Below are 22,692 nucleotides of genomic sequence, written 5' to 3'. Positions count from 1 at the left end.
GTGCCATCCTAACCGATGCGCCTGAACGGGGCAATCGGCGCACGGGCGCGTTTCATGGAAGTTCGATGGAGGAGTGGGGCATGCTGTGCGTACTGTGCCCTCCCTCCGTTAGCATATGCGGTATGAACGAAGACATGATGACCGAGCAGGAGCGCACGCTTACGGCCCCCGAGGCCGGGCAGGAGGGCCGTGGCAGGGGCGTGTTCCAGGTCCACACGCTGGGCTGCCAGATGAACGTGCACGATTCCGAGCGCATCGCCGGCGTGCTCAAGAGCCAAGGGTATGTGCCGGCCACCGAAGAGCAGGAGCTCGACCACGACGTGGACCTGATCGTGATGAACACATGCGCAGTGCGTGAGAACGCGGCGGAACGCATGTACGGGACAATCGGCCTGTGGGCGCAGATGAAAAGGGAGCGCCCCAACCTGCAGATCGCGGTCGGCGGCTGCATGGCCCAGCTCGACCGCGAGCGCATCGCCGAGAAGGCGCCTTGGGTCGACGCCGTGTTCGGCACGAAGAACATCGAGGACCTGCCGGCGCTGCTCGATCAGGCCCGCCGTGAAGGCCGCGCGCAGGTGCGCGTCAAGGAATCGCTTGACCAGTTCCCCAGCCAGCTGCCCGCGGTGCGCGGGTCGCGCATCTCGTCGTGGGTCGCGATCTCGGTGGGCTGCAACAACACTTGCACGTTCTGCATCGTGCCCACCACGCGCGGCAAGGAACGCGACCGGCGCCCGGGCGACGTGCTCGCCGAGGTGCGCCGTTGTGTGGACGAAGGCGCCAAAGAGGTCACGCTGCTGGGCCAGAACGTCAACTCGTACGGTTACGGCGTGGGCGACCGCTATGCGTTCTCGAAGCTGTTGCGTGCGTGCGGCGAGGTTGAGGGACTCGAACGTGTTCGGTTCACGTCGCCGCATCCGGCGGCGTTCACCGACGACGTGATCGAGGCGATGGCGCAGACGCCGAATGTGATGCACCAGCTGCACTTCCCGCTCCAGTCGGGCTCTGACCGCATCCTGCGCGCCATGCGCAGGTCGTACCGTTCCGCGAAGTTCCTCGACATCCTGGGCCGCATCCGTGAGGCGATGCCCGACGCGCAGATCTCGACCGACATCATCGTCGGGTTCCCGGGCGAGACGGAAGAGGACTTCCAGCGCACGCTCGACATCGTGGAGCAGGCGCGCTTCTCGTCCGCGTTCACGTTCATCTACTCACCGCGCCCGGGCACGCCCGCCGCGGCGATGGAACAGGTGCCGCGCGAAGTCTCGCAGGAGCGTTTCGAGCGCCTTGTGGCGCTGCAGGAGCGCATCACCGCACAGGAGCTCAAGAAGTTCGAAGGGCGCGACGTCGAAGTGATGGTCACCGGCACCACCGGCCGCAAGGACGAGCAGACGCACCGTGTGACCGGCCGTGAACGCACCGGCGTGCTTGTGCATGTCGGCGTGCCCGAAGGCATGCCCGCACCGCAGGTCGGCGATTTCGTGACCGCCACGGTCACGCACGCCGGCAAGCACAACCTCATCGCGGACCCGGACCCGGCCAAGGGGCAGACCTATGCCATCCGCCACTGAACCCACGCCGATCGTCGCACCGCGCCTCGTCTCGATTGTTGGGCCCACGGCATCGGGCAAGACGGGCCTGGGCATCGCGATCGCGCGGCGTCTTGCCGAACGTGGCGAGCGCGCGCAGATCGTCAATGCGGACGCCTACCAGATGTACCGCGGCATGGACATCGGCACCGCGAAGGCGAGTGCGCAGGAGCAGGCCGCGGTGCCGCACCATCTGCTCGACGTGATCGACCCGTCCGACACAATGACCGTCGCGCGCTTCCAGCAGATGGCGCGCACGGTCATCAGCGACCTGCAGGCACAGGGCATTCGCCCGATCCTCGTGGGCGGCTCGGGCCTGTACGCGCGCGCCGCAATCGACGACATCTCGTTCCCCGGCACCGATCCGGACGTGCGCGCGCGTCTCGAGGAACGCGCGCGCACGGAAGGCGCCGGCGCACTGTTCGCCGAGCTCGCGCAGCGTGACCCCGAGGCGGCGGCGCGCATGGATCCGCACAATCCACGCCGCACCGTGCGCGCGCTCGAGGTCATCGAGCTCACCGGGCGCCCGTATTCGGCGTCGCTGCCGCGTTACCGTTACGTCATTCCCTCGGTGCAGATCGGGCTCGACCTGCCGCGCGAAGACCTCGACGCGCGCATCGACGAACGCACGCGTCGCATGTTCGACGACGGGTTCATCGACGAAGTCGAACGCCTGCGCCCGCATCTAGGCATGACGGCGGCGCGCGCGCTCGGCTACCAGCAGGTGATTGACTACTTGGACGGCCTGCGCGACTTCGATGAGACGATGGCCGACGTGGCGCAGAAAACACGGCGTCTGGCGCGCAAGCAGATGGGCTGGTTCGGACGCGACCCGCGCATCCACTGGCTGCAGGCGCTCAACCCGCGTCTTGTGGACAACGCGATGGCGGTCATCGACGTGGCCGACCAAGGCGGCTACGACCACATCGACATGCACGCCGACGAATACGTGCAGCACCATCTCGGCGCATTGCACTGATGCGTGCGCATCGCGAACGCGCGCGAGGCGAGGTGAAACCCCTGCGATAGAATCTTGAGCGTTATGGCACGATCTACTTCCTCGAACCCAAACAAACCCCGCACCAGTTCGTCGGGCACATCGCGGCAGACCCCGTCGTCGGGCGCCCCCACGCTCGAGCCGTGGTGGAAGCGCGCTGCGCTCGCCGTGCCGCGCGCACTCGGCGCCGGCGTGCGTGGGGCTGGCGGCACCGGCGAATTCGATCCGGCGTACCGTCGCGACGGATTGTGCTTCATGATGATCGTGCTCGCCGTGTTCTTCATCGGATCCGAGTGGTTCCGCGTGGACGGCGCGCTCGGCCGTGTGCTGCACGCGTTCGCCGCCGGTCTGTTCGGCGTGATGAGCATCGTCGTGCCGGTGCTGCTGATCCTTGTGGCCGTGCGCCTCATGCGCAATGCGGGCAAAGGGTCAGGCAACCCGCGCGTCATCGCCGGTTGGGCGATGCTGCTGTGGTCGGTGTGCTCGATCATCGACGTGGTCATGGCGGCCGACACGAAGACGTTCTCGTGGGGCAACCTGCAGCGCGCCGGCGGCCTGCTTGGGTTCGTCATCGGCTCGCCGCTCGCCTGGGGGCTTTCGCAGACCTTCGCGATCATCGTGTTCGTCGTGTCCGCGCTGTTCTCCGTGCTGCTCATCACGCGCACGCATGTGACCGACATTCCAGACACCGTGCGCTCGCTCGCCGGCAAAGCGCCACGCAAGCGGACCGACGACGAAGACGACCGTCAGTTCCCCAACGAGGTGCGCGTGGGCGACGACACGCTCGCGTTTGCGGATGGTGTGCCCGCACACGATGGCTCGGATGAGGAGTCGGGAGCCGCGCGCAAGCCGGGCTTCTTCGCGCGTCTGTTCCACCGCCATAGGCATGAAGACAGCGACGCCGGCCTCGACCATTACGCTGGGGACGAGGCGTTCCTCAACGCGGCGAGCCGTCACGGTGAGGCCGCCGAGACGCGGCTCGACGGCGGTCTGCGGTCGGTGAGCAGCGGCGGTGGCTATGGTGACGACGCCACGCGCAGCATCGATTCGAGCTCGTGGTCCGCATTGCCTGAGCAGCACACACGGCCGATGCCGTCAGGCGCCGTGCCCGCCGTCGATCCTTGGGCGCATATGGATGCGCAGGAGCAGACGCTGCTCGTTGCCCCCGAAACAGGGGAAGTCATCTCCGAACCGCCGGCCGCCCCTCGCGTCGCGCGTTCGACCGCCTCCACGCCGGCTGCGGCGGGCGGTGCATCCGGCCGCGCCGGCGCTCCAGCCGCAGGCACTGCGCCTGCCGCCGGCGCTCAGGTAGCTACAGGCGCCGAAGCCGATGATGGGCCGTACCAACTGCCCGACCTCGCCATGCTCGCCAAGGGCAAGCCCCATGCGACGCGCACACCGGAGAACGACAAGGTGATCCGCGCGCTCTCGAACACCTTCGAACAGTTCAAGGTCGACGCGAAGGTCGTCGGGTTCCTGCGCGGCCCCTCGGTCACGCAGTACGAAGTGGAGCTCGGCCAGGGCGTGAAGGTCGAGAAAGTCACAAATCTGCAGAAGAACATTGCCTACGCCGTCGCCAGTTCGGACGTGCGCATCCTGTCGCCAATCCCTGGCAAAAGCGCGATCGGCATCGAAATCCCCAACGCCGATCGCGAGATCGTGCATCTGGGCGATGTGCTGCGTTCGCAGAAGGCGGTCAGCGACCCCAACCCCATGCTCGCCGGCGTGGGCAAAGACGTCGAAGGGCATTTTGTGACGGCCGACCTGACGAAGATGCCTCATCTGCTCGTGGCCGGCGCCACAGGTTCCGGCAAGTCGAGCTTCATCAACTCGATGCTCACGTCGATCATCATGCGCGCCACACCCGATCAGGTGCGCATGATCATGGTCGACCCCAAACGCGTGGAACTGTCCGCGTACGCTGGCATCCCGCATCTGCTGACGCCGATTATCACCGACCCGAAGAAGGCGGCCCAAGCGCTCGAATGGGTCGTCAAAGAGATGGACGCGCGTTACAGCGACCTCGAGTTCTTCGGATTCCGGCACGTCAAGGACTTCAACGAGGCGGTGCGCGCAGGCAAGGTGCACGCTCCGGCCGGATCGCAGCGCAAGGTGGCGCCGTACCCGTACCTGCTCGTCGTCGTCGACGAGATGGCAGACCTGATGATGGTCGCGAAGAACGACGTGGAAAGCTCGATTCAGCGCATCACGCAGCTCGCGCGCGCTGCCGGCGTGCATTTGGTGCTCGCCACGCAGCGCCCGTCGGTCGACGTGGTCACGGGCCTGATCAAGGCGAACATCCCGTCGAGGCTCGCGTTCGCCACGTCGTCGGCCACCGATTCGCGCGTCATCCTCGACGCGACCGGCGCCGAGACGCTGATTGGCCAAGGCGACGCGCTGTTCATGCCGATGGGCATGGCCAAGCCGATCCGTGTGCAGGGGTCGTGGGTCAATGAGTCCGAGATTCGTGACGCCGTCGAATTCGTGAGCACACAGCGCAAGCCGCACTACCGCGACGACATCGAGCAGATGGCGAAGGAGTCGGAGAAGAGCGCGCTCGACCCGACCGAAGACATCGGCGGCGACATGGACGACCTGCTGCAGGCCGCAGAGCTCGTGGTGAGCTCGCAATTCGGCTCCACGTCGATGCTGCAGCGCAAGCTACGCGTCGGCTTCGCCAAGGCGGGCCGCCTCATGGACCTGCTCGAATCGCGCGGGGTGGTGGGGCCATCCGAAGGCTCCAAGGCGCGCGAAGTGCTTGTGCAGCCGCAGGACCTGCCGCAGGTGCTCGCGTTCATCCGCGGTGAGACCGACGCGATCACGCCCACGCCGGCCGAGCCGGCGGCCGGCGATGCCGGCATGTAGACCCCGTTGGCGGCACACAAGGACATGCAGGGCATGGAAAGTGACGGCTGAGGAGTATCCTGAAGCGCATGGAAAAGCAGACAGACGGAAAGCAGTCATTGTGGGCTGGGTGGAGTTCACCGCCGAACCTCGTCACCTTCAGCCGCATCATCCTTGTTGTGGTGTTTTTGGGATTGTACATTGCGGCTGGCCCTTGGGGGCTGCGCAATGTGGGCATGCGCTGGGCGGCCGCAATCATCTTCTTGATCGCCGCGTCCACCGACAAACTCGACGGTTGGCTTGCGCGCAAATACAACCAGGTGACCGAACTGGGCAAGCTGATGGATCCGATCGCCGACAAATTGCTCACCCTCGGCGCCCTTGTGGTGGCCGCCTGCTACGGCGAGCTGGGCAATGTGTGGGTCGGCTGGATCGTCACCGGCCTGTTCCTGTTGCGTGAAATCGGCATCACCGTGATGCGCTTCTTCGTCATCGACCATGGCGGCAAGGTCATCGCCGCCTCGCAGATCGGCAAATACAAGACGCTCACGCAGTGCCTTGGCATCGGACTGCTCATGTTCCCGGTGTGGACGTTGTGGCATGGGGGCGCGCAGCCACTGTGGCTCTCGATCTATTTCGTCGTCACCTACACGCTGATCTACTTCTCGCTCATCCTGTGCCTGTATTCAGGATGGCAGTATGTGCATGGCGTCATGGCCGCAAAGAAGCGCGCGGCCCGGTAGTCGGTCGGAAAGCTGCGTTCTGCATCCCGCGCGCATGGCGGCCCTGCGCGCGGGATGCTTGTATATATGGAGGCGTGCCGCAATCGGGCGATGGGACCCAAGGCAGAGAAAGAGGTGCGCGATGCACGATGTATCCACAATCGACCCAAGGGATCTCGATAGTGTCGAGGAGCTGCAGGCGTATTGCGATGACCAGGCCGCGGCCATATTGGAATGGTGCCGGGAGCGGGATGTGAAGATTGCGTGTGCGGAGTCGCTGACCGGTGGTCTGCTCGCCGACGCCTTTGTGCGCATCCCCGGCGCTTCGCAGGTGTTCCTCGGGTCGGCGGTCACCTATGACATCCACGCCAAGGCCTCTGTGCTCGGCGTAAATGCAGAACTCTTACGGAGGGAAGGGGCGGTGCACCCACAGGTGGCCATCGAGATGGCCCAGCGCACGGTACAACTGTTCAGCCAATCGGAATATCGCTCTCGGATAATCGGATTATCCACCACCGGGGTGGCTGGACCGGGGCCTGACGGCGGAAAACCCGCAGGATTGGTCTATATCGGCGTGTCTTTTCCTGAAATTCCTGCCGTCTCCATAGAATCTTCACACTATGCAGTAGAGTTGAATTTGCAAGGTTCCCGGGAGGTTATTAGACATAAGACAATCGGATGTGTTCTGGAAAACCTGAGGGAATTCTCAGGTTCTTCACAGGAATAATTCCTGATACTGGAACAGTAAAGAAGTGTAGGCAGAACAATGTGAAAGGGGTGTGACTGCCATGGAACGAATGACAATCACTGAAGTGCAAGCCGAGGTCAAGAAGGTAGAGGCGCCGGCACCCGCACGTTCGGGATCCGCTCGTATGCGTGAGCTGACCCCCGCACAGCGCCGGGCGGTGATGTTCGCCCAGCAGCAGGTGATGCGTGCGCGAGCAGCCAAGAAGGCGAAGGATGAACGTCAGGCGGCGCTTGTGCGCATGTGGCAGGAGGAGGATTCCGAAAACGTGAAGCCTCGGGCGCTGCTGCGCAAGCATGAGGCCAATGGGGAAGTCAAGGAAGTGTCGTTGCGCGAGGCGATTGGCCATGTGCTGCGCGACCTGCGTACCCATGACCACAAGACGCTGCGTGAGGTCAGCGAGAAGGCCGGTGTGTCGCTCGGGTACCTCTCCGAGGTCGAGCGTGGCCAGAAGGAGGCGAGCTCCGAACTGCTCGCGTCCATCTCCGAGTCGCTGGGTTTGAGCACTTCCCAGATGCTGCGCATGGTCGCGGATTACCTGGATTCGGTCGAAGGCTGATTTTCAACCTATCTCTATGGCTTGGCGCCGTACGCCCGGCCGGCAGTACAGCGGGAACCCGCAACGCTGCCGGCCGGGCGCACGGCGCCAAGCCATATGTATGGTGGGCGGATGTGTGCGATACAGTGGTGGGCTATGCGTGAACGTGAGTTTTGGCAATTGTTGGAAGAGGTCTTCGGGCGCAGTTACGGGCGTGCGCTGGCGCACGACCAAGGGCTCACCAAGCTCGGCGGCGCCACCGTCGTGGAGGCACTGGAGCGCGGCGAGGAGCCGCGTGTGGTGTGGAATGTGCTGTGCGACCAGATGGACATCCCTGACAGCAAGCGTTGGGGCAAGGACCACACGGCGCCCCCGCTGCCGGTCGATTTCCGCGGCTGAGCCGCGACTCGCCGCATCTGGCACGCATTCGAACAAATGTTCGCATTCTCGGGTATGATGGAGCGCGGCACGCAGGGCTTGCCGGAGTGCCGGTCGCGCCCATTGTGGATGGGCGGGGCGTCCGACCACAGGCCCCTGCACAAGTTGATGGCGGCTGCATGCGCGCGTTAGCGTATGGGCACACACCATTCGACAGAACATGAAGGAGAACCAAGCGATGGCTACGCAGACGAAGGCAGGCAAGACCAAGGCGGCGGCGCAGGACGGCGAGGCGCCGAAGATCGATCCACGCCGCCAGGCGGCCCTCGACACCGCATTGCAACAGGTCGAGAAGAACTTCGGCAAGGGCTCGGCCATGCGGCTGGGCGACCGGCCCGAACAGGATGTGGAGGTCATTCCCACCGGCTCGCTGGCGCTCGACATGGCGTTGGGCATCGGCGGCCTGCCGCGTGGCCGCGTGGTGGAGATCTACGGCCCGGAATCCTCGGGCAAGACGACCCTCGCGCTCCATGTGGTGGCCAACGCGCAGCGCAACGGAGGCGTCGCGGCGTTCATCGACGCCGAGCACGCGCTCGACCCGGTGTATGCGCGCAATCTCGGCGTCGATACGGATTCGCTGATCGTCTCGCAGCCGGACAACGGCGAGCAGGCGCTTGAGATCGCCGACATGCTCATCCGCTCCGGCGCGCTCGACGTGATCGTCATCGACTCCGTGGCGGCGCTCGTGCCGAAGGCTGAAATCGAAGGCGATATGGGCGATAGCCACGTGGGGCTGCAGGCGCGTCTGATGAGCCAGGCATTGCGCAAGATGACCGGTGCGCTCGCGCAGGCGAACACGACCGCGATCTTCATCAACCAGCTGCGCGAGAAGATCGGCGTCTTCTTCGGTAGTCCCGAGACTACCACCGGCGGCAAGGCGCTCAAGTTCTATGCCTCGGTGCGCATGGACATCCGCCGCATCCAGACACTCAAGAACGGTGAGGACGCCGTGGGCAACCGCACCAAGGTCAAGGTGGTGAAGAACAAGATGGCACCGCCGTTCAAGACCGCCGAGTTCGATGTGCTGTATGGCGAGGGCATCTCGCGCGAAGGCTCCGTGCTCGATATGGCGCTCGAGACCGGCATCGTCAAGAAGTCGGGGTCGTGGTTCACCTACGAAGGCGACCAGATGGGGCAGGGACGCGAGAATGTGCGCAAGTTCCTCAAAGACAACCCGGGTGTTGTCGATGAGATCGAGCACAAGGTCAAGGTCTCGTACGGTCTGATCGCCGGCGAAGACGAATTCGCGCAGGGCGACACGGTCGAATCCACGATCGAAGGGCAGGCGGTGGAAGACGCCCCCAAGAAGAACTGACCGTTAGGTGCAGGCATGATCTCCGCCGAGGAATTCCTGCGCGAACACGGGGTGGCTGGTGCCGGCACCGCAGAGGTGCCTGGGCCAGCCACCCCGCACTCCGCCACACACGGCACCAACTATGGCGGCAAGCGCCGCGACGATGGCGCGCGCCAAGCCAAGGAGAGGCGTGATGCCGTGCGCGTACGGCGGGGGAGTGGATTCGGCTATACGCTCACTGAGACGCCGCAAGACGAAGAGGCCTGCAAAGAGGCTGCGTTGAGGCTGCTCGACGCCGCCGCCCGCTCGACCGGCGGATTGCGAAGCAAGCTCGCTGAGCGCGGGTATGAGCCCCAGGTCATTGATGCGGTCATCGACCGTCTTGTCGAATTGCGGTTGCTCGATGACGAGGACTATGCGCGCATGGTGGTGCGTGCCTGTGTCGGCCGCATGATGGGCATGCGTGGCACGGTCATGGAACTCACCCGCAAGGGCGTCGACCGTGCCGTCGCCCAATCCGTGGCGCAGGAGGCGGCTGAACAAGGTGTCTTCGACGAAGCCGCATGGGAATTGGGCCGTAGCGTGGCGCGCAAGGCGCGTGCGTGCAGTATAGAGGTGAAGCGACGCAGGTTCTGGAGTGCCGGCGGCCGCAAAGGCCATGATCCTCAGATGCTGCGCGAAGTCGCCCATGCCCTGTTCGCGGCCGATGCAAACGAAGAATAAGAAATAGGTGAGACCTCTCATACCCCGGGTTCTGTCGTGCCCTATGGGCACGGATGGCCATCCATCTCGACCTGACGTCGCCGTCAGGCTCTAGCAGCCTACCCGAAGGCATTGGGCGAGCAGCCCTCAAACGCCTTCTGCTTGGCCTTGCTCCCGATGAGGCTTGCCATGCGGCCGACTGTTGCCAGCGGCCCGGTGGTCTCTTACACCGCCGTTTCACCCTTACCGGCACATGTGCCGGCGGTCTGTTCTCTGCTGCGCTATCTCTCAGGTCGCCCTGGGCGGACGTTATCCGCCATCGTGCTCTGTGGAGCCCGGAAGTTCCTCAACCGCGCAAGCGCGGTCGCGGCCATCGAGAGGTCTCAACCTTTGCATTGTAGCATCGGGTCGGACGGGTGGTCCATATATTGGCGCCGATAGCCTCAAAACGGTTCAACCATGAGCGTTGTGCGCATTTCTCCGTGGGGTGTCGGCTACAATGATTCATATCCGGACGGCGGTTTCGTCGTATCGGTCCGTATATAGCGGCGAAAGCCGCTTGAGTCTAGGGAGGTCCACATGGATATCGTTCTTACCGGCCGTCACATTCAGATCAAGCAGAAGTTCCGTGACGTCGTCGAAAGCAAGATGAATCGTGTGACCGCAATCGCCCCCGACGCGCAGCGCGTGCAGATCGTGCTGTCGCATGAGGGCAATCCGCGTATGCATGACACCGCCATCCGCGTCGAGCTGACCGTCATCGCCGGCTCCACCGTGGTGCGCGCCGAGGCTTCGAGCGCCGACGAGATCAGCGCGCTTGACCTGGCCCTCGATAAGCTCACGCTGCGCCTGCGCCGCGCACGCGACCGCCGCAAGGACCATCGCAAGAACTACAGCCCGGTGCCGGTGGACGCCGGCCAGTTCGTGCCGCCGTCCGAGGAAGAGGAAGACATCATGGGCGACGCCGCGGATGCCAACAGCCCGGCCGCCGCTGTCGCTTCCGACCTCGGCCCCGGTGAGTCGATCGAAGTGCACGTCGGTGACACCCCAATCGTGATCCGCCGTAAGCTGCACGTCGCCGAGCCGATGAGCATCGACGAGGCGCTCTACGAGATGGAGCTGATCGGCCACGACTTCTTCCTGTTCGTCAACAAAGACACGATGCGCCCGTCGGTCGTCTACCACCGTCACGGCTGGAGCTACGGCGTCTTCGAGATCGACACCCCGGAGAATGTCAAGAAGGCCCAGGAAGCCAAGAACGCCTGAGTGGTCTGGTGCGCCCGCATAGGCGCACGGCATGAGCAACGCCACCCTGCGAGGAAGCAGGGTGGCGTTGCTGTATGCAAACGAAGTCACTTCTGTCAGGAAATGCGCGGGTTTTGTGTCAACGTCCCCATATTTTCGTAAAAAGGCCGAGGAATTGGGAACAATTTCGCTCTCAGGATTATTGTTAGTTGTGTCAGGCATCAGACCAAGCACACCAAGGGAGTGAAATTGGTAGACATCGTAGATAAAGCCCTCCGTATGGGCGAAGGCCGCCAGGTGAAGCGACTTGAGAACGTTGCCAAAGAGGTCAACGCCCTCGAGGACCAGATCGCGGCGCTGAGCGACGAAGAGCTCAAGGGCCAGACCGCCAAGTTCAAGCAGAAGCTCGACAATGGCGCTTCGCTCGACGACATCATGGCCGAGGCGTTCGCCACGGTGCGCGAAGTCTCGAAGCGCACGCTCGGCCAGCGCCACTTCGACGTGCAGCTCATGGGCGGCGCGGCGCTGCATTGGGGCAACATCGCCGAAATGAAGACCGGTGAAGGCAAGACCCTCGTGGCCACGCTGCCGAGCTACCTCAACGCGCTTGAGGGCAAGGGCGTGCACGTCATCACCGTCAACGACTACCTCGCGAGCTACCAGAGCGAGCTCATGGGGCGCATCTACCGCTTCCTCGGCATGAGCGTCGGCTGCATCGTCACCGGGCAGAAGCCGCCGGAGCGCCGCAAGCAGTACAACGCGGACATCACGTACGGCACGAACAACGAGTTCGGCTTCGACTACCTGCGCGACAACATGGCGTGGGAGAAGAACGAGCTCGTGCAGCGCGGCCACCACTACGCCATCGTCGACGAGGTCGACTCGATCCTCATCGATGAGGCGCGTACGCCGCTCATCATCTCGGGCCCCGCCGAAGGCGACGTGACGCGTTGGTACCGCCAGTTCGCCAAGCTCGTGCTCAAGCTCACGCGTGACGAGGACTACGAGGTCGACGAGAAGAAGAAGACCGTCGGCATCCTCGATCCGGGCATCACGAAGATCGAGGACTACCTGGGCATCGACAACCTGTACGAGCCGAACAACACGGCCCTCATCGGCTACCTCAACAACGCGATCAAGGCCAAGGAACTGTTCCTGCGCGACCGTGACTACGTGGTGACGAACGGCGAGGTGCTGATTGTCGATGAGCACACCGGCCGTATCCTGCCGGGCCGCCGTTACAACGAAGGCCTGCACCAGGCGATCGAAGCCAAGGAGCACGTGGAGGTCAAGGCCGAGAACCAGACCTTCGCCACGATCACGCTGCAGAACTACTTCCGCATGTACGACAAGCTCGCGGGCATGACCGGTACGGCCGAGACCGAGGCCGCCGAGTTCATGGGCACCTACAAGCTCGGCGTGCTGCCGATCCCGACGAACCGCCCGATGATCCGCCAGGACAAGGACGACCTCATCTTCCGCACCAAGAAGGAGAAGCTCGCGGCGATCGTCAAGGACGTGGCCGAGCGCCACGCCAAGGGCCAGCCGGTGCTGCTGGGCACCGCGTCCGTCGAATCGTCGGAAGTCGTCTCGTCGCTGCTCGACGTGGTGGGCATCGAACACAAGGTGCTCAACGCCAAGCAGCACGAGAAGGAAGCGGCCGTCGTGGCCGTGGCGGGCCGCAAGGGCGCCGTGACCGTGGCCACCAACATGGCCGGCCGTGGTACCGACATCATGCTCGGCGGCAACGTCGAGTTCCTCGCCGACGCCAAGCTCAAGGAAGAAGGCTACTCGCCGGAAGACACGCCGGAGGAGTACGAGAAGCTCTGGCCCGAGACCCTCAAGCAGATCAAGGAGCAGGTCAAGGACGAGCATCAGGAGGTCGTCGACCTCGGTGGCCTGTACGTGCTCGGCACCGAGCGCCACGAATCCCGCCGTATCGACAACCAGCTGCGCGGCCGTTCCGGCCGTCAGGGCGACCCGGGTGAATCGCGCTTCTACCTGAGCCTCGAAGACGACCTGATGCGCCTGTTCAACACGCAGCTCGTGGCGCGCGTCATGGCCAAGGGCATGCCGGAAGGCGAGCCGATCGAGTCGAAGAGCGTGTCGAAGGGCGTGCGCAACGCGCAGAAGGCCGTCGAATCGCGCAACTTCGAGATCCGTAAGAACGTGCTCAAGTACGACGACGTGATGAACAAGCAGCGCACTGTCATCTACGCGGAGCGCCAGGCGGTGCTCAAGGGCGAGGACATCCACGAAGACATTGAGATGTTCATCTCCGACACGGTCGCGAGCTATGTGCATGGCGCGAACCGCGGTTCCGACAAGCCGAAGGACTGGGATTGGGCCGGCATGGTGGGCGCCATCAAGGAGCTGTTCCCGACCACGGTGACCGAAGACGACGCCCGCAAGGCGGCTGAAGGCCTCAAGGGCGACAAGGCCGCGGAAGCGGTGAAGAAGCTCTTCGTGGATGATGCGCTCAACCAGTACGACCAGTTCGAAGACAGGCTCGGCGAGGAGGGCCTGCGCACGCTCGAGCGTCGCGTGGTGCTCGCCGTGCTCGACCGCAAGTGGCGCGAGCACCTGTACGAGATGGACTACCTCAAGGATGGCATCGGCCTGCGTGGCATGGGCCAGCGCGACCCGCTTGTGGAGTACCAGCGTGAAGGCTACCAGATGTACAACTCCATGATCGAGGCGATCAAGGAGGAGTCGGTGCAGCTGCTGTTCCACATCGACCTCGACAGCGTGGCCCAGACCGAGGATCACGAGGACATCCAGCAGGATGTGCGCGACGACCAGGCCGTGGACCAGGCGGAAGTCGCGATGGGCGACGACGTCGAGGAGCAGGACGAGGTCGAATCCGACGAGACCCAGCTGCACGAGCCGGAAGAGCCCGACCAGCGTGACGACCACGCCGACGAGGTGCTCACCGCCGCCAACGAGGAATCGGTCAAGGAAGCCTACGACGACGATGAGGCGATTCCGGAATCGGGCCTGATGGGCCCCGCTCCGATCTCGCACGCCGAAGGCAAGGTGCCAGCGTCGAAGCGCCCGAAGAACGAGGAGCTGAAGACCCCGTGGGCCGACGGCCGTACGTTCCCGGGCACGCCCAAGAACGCGCCGTGCCCGTGCGGTTCCGGCCGTAAGTACAAGATGTGCCACGGCCAGAACGAGCAGTGAGCTGATCCACGGCTGACCAGCCACTGATAAACGACAGGGGAGGGCGCCGCAACCAGCTGGTTGCGGAGCCCTCCCCTCATACATGCCCATGATATGGGCGCGGGAACACGCTTGTTGCATGGGTTTCCTAGACTGTGCGTAACAACGTCGGCATTGTGCCGCAAGCCGTAAGGAGCACTATGGAACAGGTCACATGGAAGTCGAATCTGAGCAAACTCGTGCGCGGGGAGCACTTGACCGCGGAAGAGACGGAGTGGTTCGTCGATGACCTGATGCGCGGCAACGCCGACCCTGCCGCGGTGGGCGCCGTGCTCGCCACGCAGCAGCAGCTCGGCCTGACGCAAGAGGAGGTGGCCGGCGCCGCCAAGGCGATGGTCGCGCATGCAGTGCCGCTCGACGTGCAGGCGGAATGCACCGACATCGTCGGCACCGGCGGTGACGGCATGCATACGGTCAATCTCTCCACGATGGGCGCGGTCATCGCCGCGGCCGCAGGCGTGACGATCGTGAAGCACGGCAACCGTGCCGCCTCTTCGAAGTGCGGCGCCGCCGACTGCCTCGAGGCGCTCGGCCTGCCGCTCGACCTCGATCCGCAGGCCGTGGCCGCGGTGGCCGACGAGGTGGGCATCACGTTCGCCTTCGCCAAGACCTTCCACCCGGCCATGCGTTTTGTGGGGCCGGTGCGCGCGGCCCTTGGCGTGCCCTGCGTGTTCAACGTGCTGGGTCCCCTGACCAATCCGGCAAAGCCGAAGCATATGGCGATCGGCTGCGCGAACCGTGCGATGAGCCCGGTCATGGCTGCCGTCTATGCGGCGAACGGGCAGACCGGCATGGTCTACACGTCGAACGAGGGGCTCGACGAGATGGCTCCCACCGGGCCGATCAGCGTCTGGGAATTCGGTGGTGGCGACGTGCGTGAAACCACGTTCGACCCGATTGCGGAACTGGGCCTCGATCCGGTCGTCATCGAGGATCTGCGAGGGGGCGAGCCTGCACAGAACGCGCAGGCCGTGCGCGACCTGCTCGCAGGCAAGCCGGTTCCGTTCCGTTCCACCGCGCTGCTGAACGCCGCCTCGGCGATTGTCGCCGACGGCCATCTGGTATCCGAAGGAGCGCTCGCCGACCGTTTCCGCGAAGCCTACGCGATCGCGCAGCAGGCGGTGGACTCGGGCAAGGCGGCGGCATTGCTCGACGAATGGCTCGCCGTGGCCCAGTCGCACCGCGGCTGAACCACAGCGGTCACACGCGTGCGCCGTCGTCGAATTCGTCGCGCTTCGTTTCGTCATGGCCTTTGTGCTGGGCCAACAGTCCGCCGGCACCCACGAGGATGCACAGCGCGAACACCACACCCAGTATGGAGGCCATGTGTGGTATGAACACCGTGGCGATGATGCCGACGATGCCAATCACGAAGATGAGGCCGAACACCAGCCGTGACCGTTTGATGTCGGAAAGGTCCGGGGTCGGGGGAGTGAAGCCGGCGCCATACTGGTCCATCACGTCGTCGGTGTCGAGCCAGCTCGAGCGGTAGTCGCGCGGGCCTTCGCCGCCCACGAATGCGTCGCTCGTCAGGTCGTGCACCGAGACGAGCGTCTGCTTTTCCTGCCGTTCGGCGTGCTTGTTGAACTTGCGGGCGGTCTTTGAATGCTCGATGTCGTGCAGTTCATGCTGGTGTTCGGAGAGGAACGCCTCCCAATCGTCACCCGAGCCGCCCGACGACCCTGCGGCCCTTGCCGAGTCGCCTGTGCTGCTATTGTTGTGGTCAGTCATACGCACTACTGTAATCAAGCGGACAGCCAACCGCAGGGGAAGGAACCGAGGCATGCTGTATTGGTTTTTCGTGAAGACGCTGGGGCCGATCGCACGGCATCGCATGCATCCGACCGCAGTGGGTCTCGAGAACATCCCACGTCAGGGCGGTGGCATCATCGCGGCGAACCACTTGGCCGTCATCGACGACGCGCTGTTGCCGCTGACGTGCCCCCGCATGATCCACTTCATGGGCAAGGCCGAATACTTCGAAGGCAAGGGGCTCAAAGGCAAGTTCAAGAAATGGTGGTTCACGTCGGTCGGCGTGTTCCCTGTGGACCGTTCCGGCGGCTCGAAGTCGCTCGGCGCCCTTGAGCATGCGCGCGAGATCATCGAAAGCGGCGAGCTGTTCGGCATCCATGTGGAAGGCACGCGCAGCCCCGACGGGCGCCTGTACAAGGGGCACACCGGTGCCGCGCGCCTCGCGTTGGAGACCGGCTGCCCGATCATCCCCACCGCGATCATTGGGTCGCGTGAGATCCAACAGCCCGGCCAGATCATCCCCGGCAAAGGCAAGAGCACGGTGATCTACGGCACGCCGATCGATGTGCCGAAGACGCCGTCCGACCAGGTGACCCACGAGATGCTGCGCGAACTGACCGACCGCGTCGTCAAGCAGATCCAGCAGATGAGCGGTCAGGAATACGTGCCCGAATACGCGCAGGTCGTCAAGAAGCAGATGCAGGAAGAACAGCAGACGCTTGACGCCGCGCGCGCCGAGGAACAGGCCCGCTGAGTTCAGATCACGGTGAGCGTGACCACCGTGGCCTTGCCGTCCTCGCCGCGCGCACGCACCTGCTTGCCCGCATCCGGGCTTTGCATGCGCACGGTGTGCAGCAGGTCACCCAACGGTGCGGACACCTTCACTTCAAAGCCGAGGTCTTCGAGCATCTTCTTCGCGTCGTCCACATTCATGCCCACGACCTTGGGGATCGTGATCATCTCAGGGCCCTTCGAGACCACGAGATGCACCGAGTCACCCCAGTGCAGCTGGGCGCCGGCGTCTTCTGAGCTCGACATGACCTGTCCGGCCGGCACGGTGTCGCTGAACTCCTCGTTCGTCGTCACGGTGAGCTTGTCCTCTTCCAACGCCGCCTTCACGTCCGACGCGGGTTTGCCGACGACCTCGGGCATCGACACCGGCATCGGGCCCTTCGAAAGCACCACATCGACAGGCTCGTTGTGGTCGACGGTGGTGCCGGCCTCCGGCGTGATCGAGATGACCTCGCCTTCGGACACATCAAGCGACCACTCGTCCGTATCGGCGCTATGCACGATGTTGGTGAACCCCGCGCGTTTGAGCGAGGCGAGCGGATCGGTCGAGGACATGATGTCGTCCGGCACCGTCGACTGCTGCACGCCTTGCGAGACGACGACACGGACCTTCTGCAGGTCGCCGCGTTTGCTCACATGCGCGTTCACGAATTCAGGGTCGGTGGAGATGATGTCGCCTTCCGGCACAGTGTCGCTGTACGATTCGGATGTCTCGTATGCAATGCCGGCGGCCTTCAGCGCCTTCTCGTAATCGGTCCACGGCACACCGGCGATCTTGCACGGCGCGTTCTCCTGGCAATGCAACGCCTCGATCTGCGGCATCTCGTAGTAGCTGCCCGGACCGGCGTAATACCACCATCCCCATCCTGCGGCGCCCCCCAGCGCCAACACCGCGGCGGCGATCGCGATGCCGATTGTCCATCGTTTGCCGGTGGACATGCCATGGTGCACTTGGGTCGGCGTGGCATCGGCGTTGGCTGCTGTGGGCCGCGCGGCCGGCTGCGGTGTGTACGGCGTCGAAGCGGCCGTCGCGGCACCCACCATCGGCACGGCCTGCGTACGGTCGTCCAGCTTCGCGACAGCGGTGGCGGGTCCCGTCTGCGCCTTGCCCCCTACCGGCAGCACCGTTGTGGCGTTCGGTGCCGGCGCGTCTGGGTCGAAGCGGTACTGCAGGGCCTGGGGCGACAGCGTGCGCATGAGGGCGTTGAGCCGGTCGAGGGCCTGCGAGGCGTCGGCGGGGCGGTCGTTCACGTCGCGGTTCGTCAGATACGAGATGAACCGCGCCACCTGTGGGTCGATGCCGGTGCAGACCGTGGCGACCGACGGCACGTTCTCGTTCACATGCTTGAACACCATCGTCACGGGATTGTCCGCGAGGAACGGCACCTGCCCGGTGAGCATCTCCCACGCCATGATGCCGACGGAATAGCAGTCGCCCTGCGGTGTGGCCAGATTGTTCTCGATCATCTCGGGCGCTAGGTAGGCGGCGGTGCCGAGCAGCATGCCGGTCGAGGAGAGCGTGGCCTGCGAGGCGGCCTTGGCCAGGCCGAAGTCGGTGATCTGCACACGCCCGCGGTCGTTGATGAGGATGTTCTCGGGCTTGATGTCGCGGTGCACGACGCCTGCGCGGTGCGCCGCGGCGAGGCCGTTGAGTGTTTCGGAGACGACGCGCAGCGTCTCGCGCACACTGAAGGTGCGCTTCGTCTGCATCTCGTGCCGCAGATTCACGCCGTGCACATATTCCATCACGAGGTAGTCGAGCCCGTCGTTCTCGCCGGTGTCGTACACCTGCACGACGTGCGGGTTCGCGATGGCGGCCGCCGAGTTCGCCTCGCGTCGGAAGCGTTCCACGAACTGGTCGCGGTGCGGTCCCTGTGCGAGCTGGATGTGCATGATCTTGAGCGCCACATCGCGCCCCAACCGCACGTCCACCGCCTGATAGACCGTGGCCATGCCGCCGTCCGCGATTTTGCGCACAATGCGGTAGCGCCCGTCGATCAGCTTGTTTTCGGGCATATTTGCAGCTTCACTCATGCTTGCTGTGTCGTCCTTCACGAAGATGCGTACTGCACCACGAATCAATGGCCAATGTCGAACGTCATTCTACATGGTGCCCGCGCCGCGCGCCGTGCATATTCCGGGAACAAACCGCGCACAGACGGCCATAAGCTGTTCCTCGCGCCCGGCGTCGAGTCCCATTTCGCCGATCGCGCGCACGGTCTGCTCCCACTTGCTGCGGATGCGCGCCTGGGAGGCGGCGATTGCGCCCGTGCGCTCGAACAGCGCGATCACTTCGCGCACCTGTGCGTCGGTGCGGCTGGGCGCGGCATAGAGCGCGCGCAACCGCGCGGCGTCGGCGTCGCTCGCGCCGGCGAGCGCGTCGGCGAGCAGCACGGTGCGCTTGCCTTCGCGGATGTCGCCACCCACCGGTTTGCCGGTTGTGTTCGATGAGCCGACGACGTCGAGCAGGTCGTCGGCGAGCTGGAACGCCACGCCGAGCGGCAGGCCGATGGCCTCGGCATGGCGCGCCGCCTTGGCCTGGTCCATGCCGGCGGACAGGAATGCCAAGTGCAGCGGCGCGATGGTGGTGTAGCTCGCCGTCTTCCAGCGGAAGACCTCGGCTGAGGCGCCGCGCAGCGCGTCCGGGTCGTCGAGCGGCATGCGTTCGATCGCCAGGTCGAGCACCTGCCCGATTTCCACGTCGTGGTGCATCGCGATGAACGCCGCGCGCACGTCCTGCGCATGGGGCAGCGCAGGCGCGGACGCGTCCATGATCGCGATGCATGCGGTGGCGAGCAGGTCGCCGAGCATGAGGCCGAGCCCCATGCCGATCGATTCGTTGGTGCGTGTTGCGAGCGCGCGGTGGGCCGACGGTTTGCCGCGGCGCATGTCGGAATCGTCGATGATGTCGTCATGCACGAGCGCGGCCGTCTGGAACACCTCGATCGCGCAGGCCAGGTCGAGCACCGCACTGGTCTGCGCGCGCTGTGCCTGCCCACTGTGTGGTTCGCCGGCGGCCAGCGGTTCCATGATCGCGTAGGCGTCCATCGTCAGCAGGGCGCGCAACCGTTTGCCGCCTTCGCTGGATGCGGTGGCCTGGTCGACGACCATGTCCATGACCGGTTCGAGCGCCGCGGGCACGCCATGGCGCGCGCCAAGCCCGACATACTGGCGCACCAGTTCACGGATGCGGGTTTCGATGTGCTGCGGATCGTGCCGTGTGAGTGCCATAGAGGTTATTCACGCACAGTGTTGCGACATTGCCGGGGGCGGTTTGGCGGCTGCTGGGGGGCTTGGCGGCCGGTGGTGTTCGCCCGCGGAAAATGTGGATGGAGGAGCGTCCGACCACAGGGGCCGATCCAAGTGGACGGGCCGCGGGGGAAGGCCGATAGTTGAGGCACGCGCGGCGACGGTGCCACGCGGGGCGACCGGCCGGCCAACAGGCGGAAAGCGAGGCACACCATGGAAATCAAGGAACTGGGCATCCGCGTCACGGCGACGCCACGCGAACCCCTCAACGAACGGCTCGTCGACGAACGCGACGAACTGGCATGCGAAGCGCTCGACAAGCGGTTCAGGCAACAGCGGCGCGAACTCGGTGTGGCGCAGGCGTCACGGCTGTGGTTCGAACCGGTGTTCGACACATGGCGCACTTGGATCGAGGATCCGCGGTTCGACGAATTGGACTGCGAGGCGCAGTCATTGTGCGAACTGGCGGTGACGGTCACCGATTCGTTGGCGATGCGCGACGCATTGATCATGGCGCTCATCATGGGCGCCGACCAGTGGAGCCGGGAGGAGATCATGGAGTTCGCCGTGCATCCGCATACGCGCGCCAGCGGCGACGCGATGGGCCGCATGCTCACCGAGGCGTTCGACAATCCGCAGGCCAAGCCCGATTGTGTGCGGGTGGAACGCGGCATCGCGGCGCTTGAACAATGCGCGCAGGTCGTGCCGGACCAATACTGCGCGCAGCCGCTCGCCATGGCGGCGTATGCATGCTGGTGGATCGGCGACGCCCGGGCCATGCCCATGGCGATGCAGGCGGTGGCCACGGACGACGACGCGACGCTCGCGGGCATTGTGATCGCGGCGCTGCTGCGTGATATCCACCCGGCATGGCTGTGCCCGGCGAAGGCGCCGAAAGGGGCGTGCATGGCGGGGGAGGCGATGTGATGGAACGCGGGAATAATCGTCCGTGTTGCATGGTTAACTCCAATAGTCAGCGATTTGCCTTTGGCGGGAGTATGCCTTGCAGCGGGTCGCTCAACCATGAATATGGAGGAGGAACAGTTTGGTCACGAAGCAAACGTCGAACGCCGCTAAGAAGTCTGAGGGGAAGGCCTCCTCCAAGGCCGCCTCCACGAAGGCGGACGAGGCGCAGCAGGAAGACGAGGCCACCACGGCCAAGAAGCCGGCCAAGCGCACGACCCGCAAGAGCACGGCGAAGAAGACGGCCAAAGCCGCTTCACAGACGAAGGCGCCGAAGAAGACCACCGCGCGCAAGTCCGCGTCGAAGCCCCAGGACGACGAGCCCGTCGACGATGACGAGGTCATGATCGACGAGGAGGACATCGACCTCGACGAGGACCTCGACGACGTTGACGACCATGACAACATGGACGACGACGAAGACGACGAGCACGACACCGACGACGATGCGGTGGAAGATGACGACGAAGACGATGACGACGAGCCCAAGCCCGAGGAGCCCAAGGCCAAGGGCGCGTTCGTGGTCCGTGATGACGATGACGACGAGACGCTCGCACCCACCGGCAAGAACCCCAAGCGCCGTGTGGTCACATCGGGCGCCACCGCCGACCCGGTCAAGGACTACCTCAAGCAGATCGGCCGCGTCTCGCTGCTCAACGCCGAACAGGAAGTCGACCTTTCGGAACGCATCGAGGCCGGCCTGTATGCCCAGCACCTGCTCGAAACCGAAGGCGACACCCTCGACTTCAAGCGCAAGCGCGAACTCAAGTGGGCGGCCTCCGACGGCAAGAAGGCCAAGGACCACCTGCTCGAGGCGAACCTGCGCCTCGTCGTCTCGCTCGCCAAGCGTTACACCGGCCGTGGCATGCTCTTCCTCGACCTGATCCAGGAAGGCAACCTCGGCCTGATCCGCGCCGTCGAGAAATTCGATTGGAAGAAGGGCTTCAAATTCTCCACGTACGCCACGTGGTGGATCCGCCAGGCGATCACCCGAGCCATGGCCGACCAGGCGCGCACGATCCGCGTGCCCGTGCACATGGTGGAAGTGATCAACAAGCTTTCGCGCGTGCAGCGCCAGATGCTGCAGGACCTGGGCCGCGAACCCACGCCGGACGAGCTGGCGCGCGAACTCGACATGCCGGTCGAAAAGGTGCAGGAAGTGCAGAAGTACGGCCGCGAGCCGATCTCGCTGCACACCCCGCTCGGTGAAGACGGCGATTCCGAGTTCGGCGACCTCATCGAAGACACCGATGCGATCGCCCCGTCCGACGCCGTGGCGTTCTCGCTGCTGCAGGAACAGTTCAAGCAGGTGCTCGAGACGCTGTCGCCGCGCGAGGCCGGCGTGATCAAGATGCGCTATGGCCTTGAGGACGGCCAGCCGAAGACGCTCGACGACATTGGCCGCGTGTATGGTGTGACGCGCGAACGCATCCGCCAGATCGAGTCCAAGACGATGTCGAAGCTGCGCCACCCCTCGCGCTCGCAGACGCTGCGCGACTTCCTCGACCAGTGATGCCTTTCGGCATCGACATGGGCCACGCCGGCGGGCGCGGCCGACGCCAGGAGAGCGCGAGCCCACGGGGCTGCGCTCTCCTTTGCATGG

Annotated in this window: 18 protein-coding genes and 1 other RNA gene; 15 read left to right on the top strand and 4 right to left on the bottom strand. The window is 64.7% G+C overall.

Going from position 1 to position 22,692, the window contains the following annotated elements; all coding sequences use genetic code 11:
* Positions 1–122: 122 nt before the first annotated feature.
* The 9 genes from miaB to PG2093B_RS06055 all read left to right on the top strand — a co-directional run bounded on the left by miaB (position 123) and on the right by PG2093B_RS06055 (position 9,887).
* On the top strand, positions 123–1,568 hold the full coding sequence (gene miaB, locus PG2093B_RS06095) for a tRNA (N6-isopentenyl adenosine(37)-C2)-methylthiotransferase MiaB (RefSeq protein WP_165369726.1): 1,446 nt from the start codon (positions 123–125) through the stop codon (positions 1,566–1,568).
* Complete coding sequence (gene miaA, locus PG2093B_RS06090) at positions 1,552–2,565, top strand: tRNA (adenosine(37)-N6)-dimethylallyltransferase MiaA (RefSeq protein WP_129897742.1); 1,014 nt, start codon at positions 1,552–1,554, stop codon at positions 2,563–2,565. Before miaB ends, miaA begins: the two co-directional genes overlap by 17 nt.
* Before the next feature lie 63 nt (positions 2,566–2,628).
* On the top strand, positions 2,629–5,448 hold the full coding sequence (locus PG2093B_RS06085; RefSeq protein WP_129897741.1) for an FtsK/SpoIIIE family DNA translocase: 2,820 nt from the start codon (positions 2,629–2,631) through the stop codon (positions 5,446–5,448).
* Positions 5,449–5,516: 68 nt separating this feature from the next.
* Complete coding sequence (gene pgsA / locus PG2093B_RS06080) at positions 5,517–6,170, top strand: CDP-diacylglycerol--glycerol-3-phosphate 3-phosphatidyltransferase (protein ID WP_129897740.1); 654 nt, start codon at positions 5,517–5,519, stop codon at positions 6,168–6,170.
* Positions 6,171–6,291: 121 nt separating this feature from the next.
* Complete coding sequence (locus tag PG2093B_RS06075; RefSeq protein WP_129897739.1) at positions 6,292–6,876, top strand: CinA family protein; 585 nt, start codon at positions 6,292–6,294, stop codon at positions 6,874–6,876.
* Between the two features lie 61 nt (positions 6,877–6,937).
* On the top strand, positions 6,938–7,453 hold the full coding sequence (locus PG2093B_RS06070; protein WP_026648081.1) for a helix-turn-helix domain-containing protein: 516 nt from the start codon (positions 6,938–6,940) through the stop codon (positions 7,451–7,453).
* A 135-nt stretch (positions 7,454–7,588) separates the two neighbouring features.
* On the top strand, positions 7,589–7,831 hold the full coding sequence (locus PG2093B_RS06065; RefSeq protein ID WP_026648082.1) for a DUF3046 domain-containing protein: 243 nt from the start codon (positions 7,589–7,591) through the stop codon (positions 7,829–7,831).
* Between the two features lie 217 nt (positions 7,832–8,048).
* Positions 8,049–9,185 carry a recombinase RecA gene (recA, locus tag PG2093B_RS06060; RefSeq protein ID WP_207215001.1) on the top strand — a complete coding sequence of 379 codons (1,137 nt, stop codon included), beginning with the start codon at positions 8,049–8,051 and terminating at the stop codon, positions 9,183–9,185.
* Positions 9,186–9,200: 15 nt separating this feature from the next.
* On the top strand, positions 9,201–9,887 hold the full coding sequence (locus tag PG2093B_RS06055; protein WP_129897738.1) for a regulatory protein RecX: 687 nt from the start codon (positions 9,201–9,203) through the stop codon (positions 9,885–9,887).
* 4 nt (positions 9,888–9,891) lie between these two features.
* Here the strand turns inward: PG2093B_RS06055 and rnpB are convergent.
* Positions 9,892–10,252, bottom strand: an RNA gene (gene rnpB, locus PG2093B_RS06050) — RNase P RNA component class A.
* A gap of 193 nt (positions 10,253–10,445) precedes the next feature.
* Between rnpB and hpf the strand changes: the two genes are divergently transcribed.
* The 3 genes from hpf (at position 10,446) to trpD (ending at position 15,523) form a co-directional block, all read left to right on the top strand.
* On the top strand, positions 10,446–11,132 hold the full coding sequence (gene hpf, locus PG2093B_RS06045) for a ribosome hibernation-promoting factor, HPF/YfiA family (RefSeq protein ID WP_022858748.1): 687 nt from the start codon (positions 10,446–10,448) through the stop codon (positions 11,130–11,132).
* Positions 11,133–11,360: 228 nt separating this feature from the next.
* Positions 11,361–14,294 (top strand): preprotein translocase subunit SecA, encoded by a 2,934-nt coding sequence (secA, locus tag PG2093B_RS06040; protein ID WP_129897737.1) that lies wholly within the window; start codon positions 11,361–11,363, stop codon positions 14,292–14,294.
* Positions 14,295–14,473: 179 nt separating this feature from the next.
* Entirely contained in the window at positions 14,474–15,523 is a 1,050-nt protein-coding gene (gene trpD, locus PG2093B_RS06035) for an anthranilate phosphoribosyltransferase (RefSeq protein ID WP_129897736.1), read from the top strand.
* A gap of 10 nt (positions 15,524–15,533) precedes the next feature.
* Here the strand turns inward: trpD and PG2093B_RS06030 are convergent, their stop codons facing one another.
* Complete coding sequence (locus PG2093B_RS06030; protein ID WP_129897735.1) at positions 15,534–16,064, bottom strand: hypothetical protein; 531 nt, start codon at positions 16,062–16,064, stop codon at positions 15,534–15,536.
* A gap of 52 nt (positions 16,065–16,116) precedes the next feature.
* On the opposite strand from PG2093B_RS06030, the gene PG2093B_RS06025 reads away from it, so the two are divergent.
* Positions 16,117–16,839 (top strand): lysophospholipid acyltransferase family protein, encoded by a 723-nt coding sequence (locus PG2093B_RS06025; RefSeq protein WP_129897734.1) that lies wholly within the window; start codon positions 16,117–16,119, stop codon positions 16,837–16,839.
* Between the two features lie 2 nt (positions 16,840–16,841).
* Here the strand turns inward: PG2093B_RS06025 and PG2093B_RS06020 are convergent, their stop codons facing one another.
* Positions 16,842–18,911: a Stk1 family PASTA domain-containing Ser/Thr kinase gene (locus tag PG2093B_RS06020; protein WP_129897733.1), complete on the bottom strand. Its 2,070-nt coding sequence runs from the start codon at positions 18,909–18,911 to the stop codon at positions 16,842–16,844.
* Positions 18,912–18,980: 69 nt separating this feature from the next.
* On the bottom strand, positions 18,981–20,108 hold the full coding sequence (locus tag PG2093B_RS06015; RefSeq protein WP_129897732.1) for a polyprenyl synthetase family protein: 1,128 nt from the start codon (positions 20,106–20,108) through the stop codon (positions 18,981–18,983).
* Positions 20,109–20,339: 231 nt separating this feature from the next.
* Between PG2093B_RS06015 and PG2093B_RS06010 the strand changes: the two genes are divergently transcribed.
* Positions 20,340–21,053, top strand: a complete 714-nt coding sequence (locus tag PG2093B_RS06010; RefSeq protein ID WP_129897731.1) for a hypothetical protein — start codon at positions 20,340–20,342, stop codon at positions 21,051–21,053.
* Positions 21,054–21,171: 118 nt separating this feature from the next.
* Positions 21,172–22,602, top strand: coding sequence for an RNA polymerase sigma factor (locus PG2093B_RS06005; protein ID WP_165369725.1), 1,431 nt, complete (start codon positions 21,172–21,174; stop codon positions 22,600–22,602).
* Positions 22,603–22,692: the final 90 nt, after the last annotated feature.

It is taken from the genome of Bifidobacterium pseudolongum subsp. globosum, from assembly GCF_004155535.1.
Lineage (GTDB): Bacteria > Actinomycetota > Actinomycetes > Actinomycetales > Bifidobacteriaceae > Bifidobacterium > Bifidobacterium pseudolongum_C.
Note: the sequence above shows the minus strand (reverse complement) of the source record. Positions and strands in the feature narration are given on the sequence as shown.

Coding starts and splice junctions, on each gene's coding strand:
- PG2093B_RS06070 (WP_026648081.1), top strand. CDS start 6,938: ATGGAACGAATGACAATCACTGAAGTGCAAGCCGAGGTCAAGAAGGTA.
- recA (WP_207215001.1), top strand. CDS start 8,049: ATGGCTACGCAGACGAAGGCAGGCAAGACCAAGGCGGCGGCGCAGGAC.
- PG2093B_RS06055 (WP_129897738.1), top strand. CDS start 9,201: ATGATCTCCGCCGAGGAATTCCTGCGCGAACACGGGGTGGCTGGTGCC.
- PG2093B_RS06020 (WP_129897733.1), bottom strand. CDS start 18,911: ATGAGTGAAGCTGCAAATATGCCCGAAAACAAGCTGATCGACGGGCGC.
- PG2093B_RS06025 (WP_129897734.1), top strand. CDS start 16,117: ATGCTGTATTGGTTTTTCGTGAAGACGCTGGGGCCGATCGCACGGCAT.
- PG2093B_RS06075 (WP_129897739.1), top strand. CDS start 6,292: ATGCACGATGTATCCACAATCGACCCAAGGGATCTCGATAGTGTCGAG.
- pgsA (WP_129897740.1), top strand. CDS start 5,517: ATGGAAAAGCAGACAGACGGAAAGCAGTCATTGTGGGCTGGGTGGAGT.
- miaB (WP_165369726.1), top strand. CDS start 123: ATGAACGAAGACATGATGACCGAGCAGGAGCGCACGCTTACGGCCCCC.
- PG2093B_RS06015 (WP_129897732.1), bottom strand. CDS start 20,108: ATGGCACTCACACGGCACGATCCGCAGCACATCGAAACCCGCATCCGT.
- PG2093B_RS06065 (WP_026648082.1), top strand. CDS start 7,589: ATGCGTGAACGTGAGTTTTGGCAATTGTTGGAAGAGGTCTTCGGGCGC.
- PG2093B_RS06030 (WP_129897735.1), bottom strand. CDS start 16,064: ATGACTGACCACAACAATAGCAGCACAGGCGACTCGGCAAGGGCCGCA.
- PG2093B_RS06010 (WP_129897731.1), top strand. CDS start 20,340: ATGGAAATCAAGGAACTGGGCATCCGCGTCACGGCGACGCCACGCGAA.
- PG2093B_RS06085 (WP_129897741.1), top strand. CDS start 2,629: ATGGCACGATCTACTTCCTCGAACCCAAACAAACCCCGCACCAGTTCG.
- hpf (WP_022858748.1), top strand. CDS start 10,446: ATGGATATCGTTCTTACCGGCCGTCACATTCAGATCAAGCAGAAGTTC.
- trpD (WP_129897736.1), top strand. CDS start 14,474: ATGGAACAGGTCACATGGAAGTCGAATCTGAGCAAACTCGTGCGCGGG.
- miaA (WP_129897742.1), top strand. CDS start 1,552: ATGCCATCCGCCACTGAACCCACGCCGATCGTCGCACCGCGCCTCGTC.